Origin of the sequence: Salmonella sp. SAL04162 (assembly GCF_046551535.1) — a bacterium.
In the GTDB taxonomy this organism is placed as follows: domain Bacteria; phylum Pseudomonadota; class Gammaproteobacteria; order Enterobacterales; family Enterobacteriaceae; genus Salmonella; species Salmonella enterica.
In genome coordinates this window covers 52,498-62,148 of the sequence record NZ_JBGDVX010000020.1, presented here as the reverse complement: position 1 = coordinate 62,148, position 9,651 = coordinate 52,498, and the positions used below count along the sequence as shown (strand labels likewise).

Here is a 9,651-nt window from a genome sequence, read left to right as displayed (position 1 = left end):
TGAAATACAAAACGCCCGATGATGTTCATCAGGCGTTTTACAGACAAAAAACTGTCAACCTATATCAGGACTAGTCAGCTAAAAGCCTGTTCGACGCGCGCAATTCCGTCTTCTAACGTCGCCGCCTCTCCCGTCGCAACCAGACAACAGGCCATTTGCGTTTTTAATGATTGCGGCACCGGCTCGCGGCCGGCAAGGCAGCGCTCAATCCAGCGCGCGGTGATTTCAGGATCTTTAGTCGCAGGCAGTGAAAGCGGCTCGTCGTGCGTGTCGCTCTGACGCTCATGCAGTACCTGCACGCCACGGCTATCAATCAGGCTGATTTGCGGACAGCGTTGCGGGTTGGCATAGACTTCGCCTTCGGTACCATGCATCAGCAAAGCCCGCCCGCCGATGCGGCTAAAAAAGGTCGCCACACGCGGGACATATTCAGGGTGAGAAACGCTTGATAAACGCAGCGCGGCATCCTCAGCAAATGGCGTCGCCAGCTTGGCCAGTGAATGCGCGCTGTTGCGCACGCCCATCCGCCAGCGCATCGCCAGCTGTTTTTCCAGCGGCGGGCAGAGCGCGCTCACCGGGATAAACACCGGCTGGTGCCCGTCCAGTTTGGCCTGCGCTTGTCCACCGTGTAGAGTGGGGACAATCCCCATCAGCGCAAATATTGTTTCCGTCAGTACACGGGTCGGATCTTCGCTGACGCCGTGTACTACGACTGGAAAGCCCAATTTATGCAGCAGGATAGCCAGCAACGGCGTTAAATTCGCCTGTTTACGCGCGCCGTTATAGCTGGGAATAACGACCGGCAACGGCCTATCTGCGGGCGGTGTCAGTTTGATGGTATGATTCTGCATGGCTTCATAAAAGCCCAGCATTTCGGCTTCGCCTTCGCCTTTAATACGCAGCGCCATCAATATACTGCCCATTTCCAGGTCGGGGATGTCGCCATTCAGCATTCGGGTATACAAACCGCGCGCGGTGTCCAGATCCAGATCGCGGGCGTGATTTTTACCTCGCCCGATCTCTTTGATGATCTTGCGATAATCCATTGAAAGCTCCTTGAAGTGTGCTCACAGCATTAACGCCGTCGGCGGCGTGCAGGTTTTGCTTTTGGTTTTACTATAACGTCTGGCACGGCAGGCTGCTCTATCGGAAAAACAGGTAAGGCATTCAGTAAACGCTGTCCGTAGTTTTTGGTCAACAACCGCTTATCATAAATGACCACTTCTCCCCGACAGGCATGGCTACGGATCAATCGCCCTACCTGCTGAATTAAATTAAAAGACGCGCTTGGTAAGCTTTGTACCTCAAACGGATAACGATTCAGGCTTTTTAGCCATTCGCCTTCGGTGATCACAACCGGGCTGTCGATCGGCGGGAAGGCAATTTTATGGATATGGACCTGCGTCAGCAGCTCGCCTTTAAGATCCAGCCCTTCGGCAAAAGACTGAAGCCCAACCAGCACGCTGCGTTCGCCGCTCTCCACCCGTTTACGGTGTAGCTCCACCAGCCGGTAACGCGGCTGGTCGCCCTGAACCAGGAGGAGTAAGCGCACATCAGCGACATGCTCCAGAAAACGCTGCATCGCCCGCCCGCTGGCGAACAGTACCAGCATACCATGATGTTTTTTGCTCTCCAGTTGCTCACGAAAATAGGCCGCCATTTCGGCAATATGCTGCTCTTCGTTATCAATGGTGGGTTCGTAGCGCATTTGAGGAATCACCAGTTTCCCCTGTTCCACATGATTAAACGGCGAATCCAGCGCCACAAAGCGGTCGCCGGCTTTTTCTTTTAAGCCGCTCATTTCCTGCAGGCGCGAAAAGCTATTGAGCGAGCGCAGTGTCGCCGAGGTGACAATAATGTGCGGTACGCTGCGCCATAACAATCTTTCCAGCTGATCGCTGACGCGGATACCGACACAATGGAACCAGACGTGGAGTTGCCCTTCGCGTATTTCACGCGTCGCCCATTTGGACACCGGCGCGCCTGAAGACTGCGCCATCGAAGCCAGTCGCCATAATTTACTTTGCGCCTCGAACATTCCCAGCGCCCGATTCATCTGTAAAATCACCCGATGCAAACGCACAATATCGTGCGACCCGGTTTTTTCGCTGAGATCGTTGAGAAAGGATTCCGCCAGTCCACGCAGCGTCTCGGTCAGCTTCGCCAGTCGCTGGCAGATTTCCATGACCTCATCAGGCAACTCGCCCATTGCAAAACGGTGCTCCGCCTCCTGCGCTGCGGGCATATACAGATTAAGAATGGCATTGAGCGAGGCGATCAGTTCGTACACCTCCTCGCAATGGGCGTTAAGTCGCTCAGGATTCGCTAACGGCGGCGTGGTCTTAGGGCGAAATTGCTCCATGCAGGTCGCCACCAGTTTGCTGAACAGGTCCAGTTGCAAGCGATACCAGGAGGCGGTAATTTCCGCGCTCATCTCCAGCGCATCGCGAGCGACATCGGGCAGATGATGACCTTCATCCAGTACCAACAGCAGATGCTTTGGTTCCGGCAGTACGGCTTCACTTTCCATCGCCGCCATTACCAGCGCGTGATTCGCCACCACGACTTCCGCTTCCTGTATTTCACGTCGGGCGACAAAGAATGGACATTCGCGGTAATAGTGACAGTTGCGGTTCAGACAACTGGCTTTATCGGTACTTAATCGCCGCCACAGATCGTCGTCAATAGCAATGTCGGTATGATCCCGCAGACCATCCCATTTGTAACCGTCAAGATCCCCTTTCAGCCTGGCGCAGCGCTTTTGCTCTTCCTGGTTGTTAGGCGTCAGTTCGTCATCAAGAAAGGCGAGCAGATCCTGCTGCGTAGGCTCGCTACTGGCGAGCGCCGCCAGGTTTCGCGGACACACGTAGCGCCCGCGGCCAAAGGCGGCGGTAAAACGCAGATCGGGGATGATTTTTCGTAGCAGCGGCAAATCTTTGCTAAAGATCTGATCCTGTAACGCCACGTTAGCGGTACTGACCACCAGTGTTTTTTGCTCTTCCCGGGCAATGGCAATACCGGGAATAAGATAGGAGAGGGTTTTCCCGACGCCGGTCGGCGCTTCAATAGCCAGATGTCTCCCTTCTTCCCCGGCCAGCGTTCTGGCGACGTCAGCAATCATCTGCCGCTGCGGCGCACGGGGAATAAAGTCGGGAATCTGGTCCTGAAGCGCCTTATACCAGGCGGCGATTTGCGCTTTCAGCGCAGCGGTCAATGCCATGAGAAAACCTGAAGTACTGTATAAACAGCCACTATTGTGTCACATTTCAGGGGCGGGAAGTACCTTTTTTACCGGTTCTGGAAGGCGGCTCGCAACGCGATGTGTATTTTGCCGGATGACGGTGCAAGCACCTTATCCGGCCTACGTATTTGCATAGTCCGTAGGCCCGGTAAGCGTCGCGCTACCGGGCATGTTGCCGGATAAAATTTACTGGGCAGGCGTGATTCTGCGCGGGCGACGCGGCGGACGTGCTTTGTCGCCAGCGGGTTTCCCCTCGCCTGTGCGCGGTTTTGGTTTCGCCTTCGCCGCCCCGCTATCCTGACGTCGCGGCTGCTGACTGCGCCCCGCTCCCCCCTGATTTTGTCCGCGACCACGACCGCCGCCGCCGCGCTGCTGACGGCCATTCTGAATCGGCTCCGCTTTAATCGACGGGTCCGGCTCATAGCCCGGCGTCGTAATGCGTGGGATCTCTTTTTTCAGCAACTTTTCGATATCACGCAACAGTTTATGCTCGTCAACACAGACCAGCGACAGCGCCTCGCCAGTTGCCGCCGCGCGACCGGTACGGCCAATACGATGTACATAATCTTCCGGCACGTTCGGCAGCTCATAGTTGACCACGTGCGGCAGCTCTTCAATATCCAGACCACGCGCCGCAATATCCGTCGCCACCAGCACGCGAATATCGCCGGATTTAAAATCGGCCAGCGCGCGGGTACGTGCGCCCTGCGATTTATTACCGTGGATCGCCGCGCTGCGAATACCGTCTTTGTTAAGCTGTTCCGCCAAATGGTTCGCACCATGCTTGGTGCGGGTGAAGACCAACACCTGCTGCCAGTTGCCCTGGCCAATCATTTGTGACAGCAGTTCGCGCTTACGTTTTTTATCGACAAAGTGCACGTGCTGCGTCACCTGCTCTGAGGCGGTGTTGCGGCGCGCCACTTCGATTTCCAGCGGGTTGCGCAACAGCTTTTCGGCGAGCGCTTTGATGTCGTCGGAGAACGTGGCGGAGAACAGCAGATTCTGACGCTTCGCCGGCAGTTTCGCCAGCACGCGACGAATGTCATGAATGAAGCCCATATCCAGCATACGGTCGGCTTCATCCAGTACCAGAATCTCAATCTGATCCAGCTTCACGGCATTTTGATGTTCCAGGTCGAGCAGACGTCCCGGCGTCGCCACCAGCACATCCACGCCGCCGCGCAGTTTCATCATCTGCGGATTGATGCTTACGCCGCCAAATACCACCAGCGAGCGAATGTTGAGATATTTACTGTAATCTCTGACGTTTTCGCCAATTTGCGCCGCCAGCTCGCGGGTTGGCGTGAGGATCAATGCGCGCACCGGGCGACGACCTTTAGCGTGCGGCTGATGGGTAATCAGATGCTGCAACAATGGCAGGGTAAAACCCGCCGTTTTACCGGTTCCGGTCTGGGCGCTGGCCATCAAATCGCGGCCTTCCAGCACGGCAGGAATCGCCTGTTGCTGAATAGGGGTAGGTTCACGGTAACCCTGCTCGGCAATGGCGCGCAGGATATCAGGGTTTAATCCCAGGGAATCAAAAGACATAACTACTCCGGACCGCCCCGACCGTTGCCGGTGTAGTTTTCAGGGAGATGCTCAAATTTGGAATGACAAAAACCACAATGTCATGAAGGGGCGGAGTGTAGCAGTTTTTGTGATGCGGCGCATAAATTATCCCGGAAGGTGGCAAAGACAAATTAATCGACCACACTGGACAAGTGCCATTATGAGTCATAGTCTTAATCAATCGATTGATTAAGAATTAGGGCGTGTGATGAATATTACCACCACGACCACCAAGGGCGAGCAGGCGAAAAGTCAGCTCATTGCCGCCGCGCTGGCGCAGTTTGGCGAGTATGGCCTCCATGCCACCACGCGCGATATCGCCGCGCTGGCGGGGCAAAATATTGCCGCTATTACTTACTATTTCGGCTCAAAAGAGGATTTATACCTCGCCTGCGCCCAGTGGATTGCCGATTTTCTTGGCGAAAAATTTCGCCCCCATGCTGAAAAAGCGGAACGTCTGTTTAGCCAGCCTGCCCCTGACCGGGACGCCATACGCGAGCTCATTCTGCTCGCCTGCAAGAACATGATTATGCTGCTGACGCAGGAAGACACCGTTAACCTGAGCAAATTTATTTCACGCGAGCAGCTCTCTCCCACGTCGGCCTATCAATTGGTTCATGAACAGGTTATCGATCCGTTGCATACCCATCTGACAAGATTGGTTGCCGCTTATACCGGCTGCGACGCCAATGATACGCGCATGATTTTGCATACCCATGCCTTACTGGGCGAAGTGCTGGCGTTTCGTCTCGGCAAAGAAACTATTCTGTTACGTACCGGCTGGCCGCAGTTTGATGAAGAAAAAGCGGAGCTGATTTACCAGACGGTAACCTGCCACATCGATCTTATTCTGCATGGTTTAACGCAAAGGAGTCTGGACTGATGAAAAAACCTGTCGTTATCGGACTGGCAATCGCAGCGATCGTCGCTGTGATTGCCGGTGGAACCTGGTGGTATCAAAGTCGGCAGGACGATGGGCTGACGCTATACGGTAATGTCGATATCCGTACCGTCAATATCAGCTTTCGCGTCGGCGGCAGGCTGGCGTCGCTGAATGTTGATGAAGGCGATGCCATCAAAGCCGGACAGGTGCTCGGCGAATTGGATCACGCGCCATACGAAAACGCGCTAATGCAGGCGAAAGCTGGCGTGTCGGTCGCGCAGGCGCAATATGATTTGATGCTGGCAGGCTATCGCGATGAAGAGATAGCCCAGGCCGCCGCCGCCGTCAGACAGGCACAAGCCGCTTATGACTACGCGCAAAACTTTTATAACCGTCAGCAAGGATTGTGGAAAAGCCGCACCATTTCCGCTAACGATCTGGAAAACGCCCGCTCATCGCGCGATCAGGCGCAGGCGACACTGAAGTCCGCGCAGGATAAACTGAGCCAGTACCGTACCGGTAATCGTGAACAGGATATCGCCCAGGCGAAAGCCAGCCTGGAACAGGCAAAGGCCCAACTGGCGCAGGCGCAGCTTGATTTGCAGGACACTACGCTTATCGCACCTGCCAACGGAACCTTGCTCACCCGCGCGGTCGAGCCTGGCAGTATGCTGAACGCCGGCAGCACGGTATTAACGCTCTCGCTGACCCGCCCCGTCTGGGTGCGCGCCTATGTCGATGAACGCAACCTCAGTCAGACGCAACCGGGGCGCGACATTCTGTTGTATACCGACGGTCGTCCTGACAAACCTTACCACGGCAAGATTGGTTTCGTTTCGCCCACCGCGGAATTTACGCCGAAAACCGTCGAAACGCCGGATCTGCGTACCGATCTTGTCTATCGCCTGCGCATTATCGTCACCGATGCGGACGATGCGTTACGCCAGGGGATGCCAGTCACGGTGAAATTTAATGACGAGGCACGGCATGAGTGAGGCCGTTATTACGCTGCACGGTCTGACGAAGCGCTTTGCGGGAATGGATAAACCCGCCGTCGCGCCGCTCGACTGTACCATTCATTCCGGTTATGTCACCGGGCTGGTAGGGCCGGACGGCGCAGGAAAAACCACGCTGATGCGTATGCTGGCGGGCCTGCTCAAAGCCGATGGCGGCAGCGCGTCCGTATTGGGCTTCGACCCGATACAAAACGACAGCGAGCTGCACGCGGTTCTGGGCTATATGCCGCAGAAATTCGGTCTGTATGAAGATCTTACCGTCATGGAGAACCTTAATCTCTATGCCGATTTACGCAGCGTTACCGGCGAGATACGCGAAAAGACCTTTGCCCGTTTGTTGGAATTTACCGCCCTCGGCCCTTTCACTGGCCGTCTGGCGGGGAAATTGTCCGGCGGGATGAAGCAAAAACTGGGGCTGGCCTGTACGCTGGTCGGCGAACCGAAAGTGCTGCTGTTGGATGAACCGGGCGTTGGCGTTGACCCGATTTCACGGCGCGAGTTGTGGCAAATGGTCCACGAACTGGCGGGCGACGGGATGCTGATTTTATGGAGCACCTCCTATCTGGATGAAGCCGAACAGTGTCGCGATGTACTGCTGATGAATGAAGGCGAGCTGCTCTATCAGGGCGAACCTAAAGCGCTGACGCAAACGATGGCCGGTCGTAGCTTTCTGATAAGCAGTCCACAGGAAAACAACCGTAAGTTACTACAGAGAGCGCTCAGACTGCCGCAGGTGAGCGACGGCATGATTCAGGGGCGTTCGGTACGCCTGATCCTGAAAAAAGAGGCGACCGCAGCAGATATTCGTCAGGCCGAAGGAATGCCGGAAATCACCCTCAATGAGACCGCGCCGCGCTTCGAAGATGCGTTTATCGATCTGCTTGGCGGAGCGGGAACCTCGGAGTCTCCGCTGGGTTCAATCCTGCATACGGTTGAAGGCACTGCCGGCGAAACGGTGATTGAAGCGCAGGAACTGACGAAAAAATTTGGCGATTTCGCGGCCACGGACCATGTTAATTTCGTCGTACAGCGCGGCGAGATTTTTGGCCTGCTCGGCCCGAACGGCGCGGGTAAATCAACCACCTTTAAAATGATGTGCGGCCTGCTGGTGCCGACGTCCGGCAAGGCGCTGGTGCTGGATATGGACCTGAAAGTCAGCTCCGGCAAAGCCCGTCAGCATCTGGGCTATATGGCGCAAAAATTTTCGCTTTACGGCAACCTGACGGTTGAGCAGAACCTGCGTTTTTTCTCCGGCGTCTACGGTTTGCGGGGCCGCGCGCAAAATGAAAAAATTCAGCGCATGAGTGAAGCGTTTGGTCTGAAAAGCATCGCGTCGCATCCCACCGATGCGCTACCGCTGGGCTTTAAACAGCGACTGGCGCTGGCCTGCTCGCTGATGCACGAACCGGATATTTTATTCCTTGATGAACCAACGTCCGGGGTTGATCCCCTCACCCGCCGTGAATTTTGGCTGCATATTAATAGCATGGTGGAAAAAGGGGTCACGGTAATGGTGACGACCCACTTTATGGATGAGGCGGAATATTGCGATCGCATCGGACTGGTTTATCGCGGGAAGCTTATCGCCAGCGGTACGCCGGACGATCTCAAAGCGCAGGCCGCCGATGAGCAACAGGCCGATCCGACGATGGAGCAGGCCTTTATCACTCTCATCAATGACTGGGATAAGGAGCATACGCATGAGTAAGTCTCTCTCCTGGCGCCGCGTGCGTGCGTTGTGCGTCAAAGAGACGCGCCAGATCGTGCGCGATCCCAGTAGCTGGCTGATTGCGGTGGTGATCCCGCTGCTGTTGCTGTTTATTTTTGGTTACGGCATTAACCTTGACTCCAGCAAGCTGCGCGTGGGGATTCTGCTTGAACAGCAAAGCCAGGAGGCGCTGGATTTCACTCATGCGATGACCGGTTCACCCTATATCGACGCGACCATTAGCGATAATCGCCATGAATTAATTGAAAAAATGCAGGCCGGACGCATTCGCGGACTGGTGGTGATTCCGGTGGATTTCGCGCAGCAAATGGCGCGCGACGGTAACAGCGCGCCGATTCAGGTGATTACCGACGGCAGCGAGCCAAACACCGCCAACTTCGTTCAGGGTTATGTTGAAGGCATCTGGCAAATCTGGCAACAGCAGCGGGCGGAAGATCGCGGCGACACCTTTGAACCGCTCATCGACGTCCAGACGCGCTACTGGTTTAACCCGGCGGCGATCAGTCAGCATTTTATTATTCCCGGGGCGGTGACCATTATCATGACGGTAATTGGCGCAATCCTCACCTCGCTGGTCGTTGCCCGCGAATGGGAGCGCGGCACGATGGAGGCGCTGCTCTCAACCGAAGTGACGCGTGTTGAACTGCTGCTGTGTAAGCTTATTCCCTATTATTTTCTCGGTATGCTGGCGATGCTGCTCTGTATGCTGGTATCGGTGTTTATTCTCGGCGTGCCGTATCGCGGTTCGCTGGTGATTCTGTTTATTATCACCAGTCTGTTTTTACTGAGTACGCTGGGGATGGGGCTGTTGATTTCCACCATCACTCGCAACCAGTTTAACGCCGCGCAGGTGGCGCTGAACGCCGCCTTTTTACCCTCGATTATGCTGTCCGGATTTATCTTCCAGATAGACAGTATGCCTGCGGTGATCCGCGCGGTGACCTATATTATTCCGGCGCGCTATTTTGTCAGCACCCTGCAAAGTCTGTTTCTGGCCGGCAATATTCCGGTCGTGTTAGGCGTTAACGTACTGTTTTTAATCGCCTCGGCGGTGATGTTTATTGGCCTGACGTGGCTAAAAACCAAACGACGGCTGGATTAAATATGTGTATGGATAATTGTCGTCGTAGGCCGGATAAGGCGTTCACGCCGCCATCCGGCATTATGCCTGATGCGCTTTGCTTATCAGGCCTACAAACTGGACCGAGAGGAC

7 protein-coding genes are annotated in these 9,651 nt (G+C 55.3%); 4 read left to right on the top strand and 3 right to left on the bottom strand.

The annotated features are described in order from the left end of the window. Window positions 1-74: 74 nt before the first annotated feature. The 3 genes from ybiB to rhlE all read right to left on the bottom strand — a co-directional run bounded on the left by ybiB (window position 75) and on the right by rhlE (window position 4,789). Complete coding sequence (ybiB, locus tag ACLJRH_RS25025) at window positions 75-1,046, bottom strand: DNA-binding protein YbiB (protein WP_023136841.1); 972 nt, start codon at window positions 1,044-1,046, stop codon at window positions 75-77. A gap of 29 nt (window positions 1,047-1,075) precedes the next feature. After that, window positions 1,076-3,220, bottom strand: a complete 2,145-nt coding sequence (dinG, locus tag ACLJRH_RS25020; RefSeq protein WP_001218630.1) for an ATP-dependent DNA helicase DinG — start codon at window positions 3,218-3,220, stop codon at window positions 1,076-1,078. A 207-nt stretch (window positions 3,221-3,427) separates the two neighbouring features. After that, the gene (rhlE, locus tag ACLJRH_RS25015; RefSeq protein WP_000007065.1) at window positions 3,428-4,789 is read right to left on the bottom strand and encodes an ATP-dependent RNA helicase RhlE; all 1,362 of its coding nucleotides are present in this window, start codon (window positions 4,787-4,789) and stop codon (window positions 3,428-3,430) included. A 229-nt stretch (window positions 4,790-5,018) separates the two neighbouring features. Here rhlE and cecR point away from each other — a divergent pair, with 229 nt between their 5' ends. From cecR to ACLJRH_RS24995, 4 genes are read left to right on the top strand one after another with little or no spacing between them, the layout of a single operon-like run. Beyond that, window positions 5,019-5,693, top strand: a complete 675-nt coding sequence (gene cecR / locus ACLJRH_RS25010; RefSeq protein WP_001028037.1) for a transcriptional regulator CecR — start codon at window positions 5,019-5,021, stop codon at window positions 5,691-5,693. Further along, complete coding sequence (gene hlyD / locus ACLJRH_RS25005; RefSeq protein ID WP_000743431.1) at window positions 5,693-6,688, top strand: secretion protein HlyD; 996 nt, start codon at window positions 5,693-5,695, stop codon at window positions 6,686-6,688. Before cecR ends, hlyD begins: the two co-directional genes overlap by 1 nt. Then, on the top strand, window positions 6,681-8,417 hold the full coding sequence (locus tag ACLJRH_RS25000; RefSeq protein WP_023136840.1) for an ATP-binding cassette domain-containing protein: 1,737 nt from the start codon (window positions 6,681-6,683) through the stop codon (window positions 8,415-8,417). Before hlyD ends, ACLJRH_RS25000 begins: the two co-directional genes overlap by 8 nt. Continuing rightward, window positions 8,410-9,540 carry an ABC transporter permease gene (locus tag ACLJRH_RS24995; RefSeq protein WP_080187414.1) on the top strand — a complete coding sequence of 377 codons (1,131 nt, stop codon included), beginning with the start codon at window positions 8,410-8,412 and terminating at the stop codon, window positions 9,538-9,540. The genes ACLJRH_RS25000 and ACLJRH_RS24995 overlap by 8 nt, the downstream gene beginning before the upstream one ends. Window positions 9,541-9,651 lie beyond the last annotated feature (111 nt).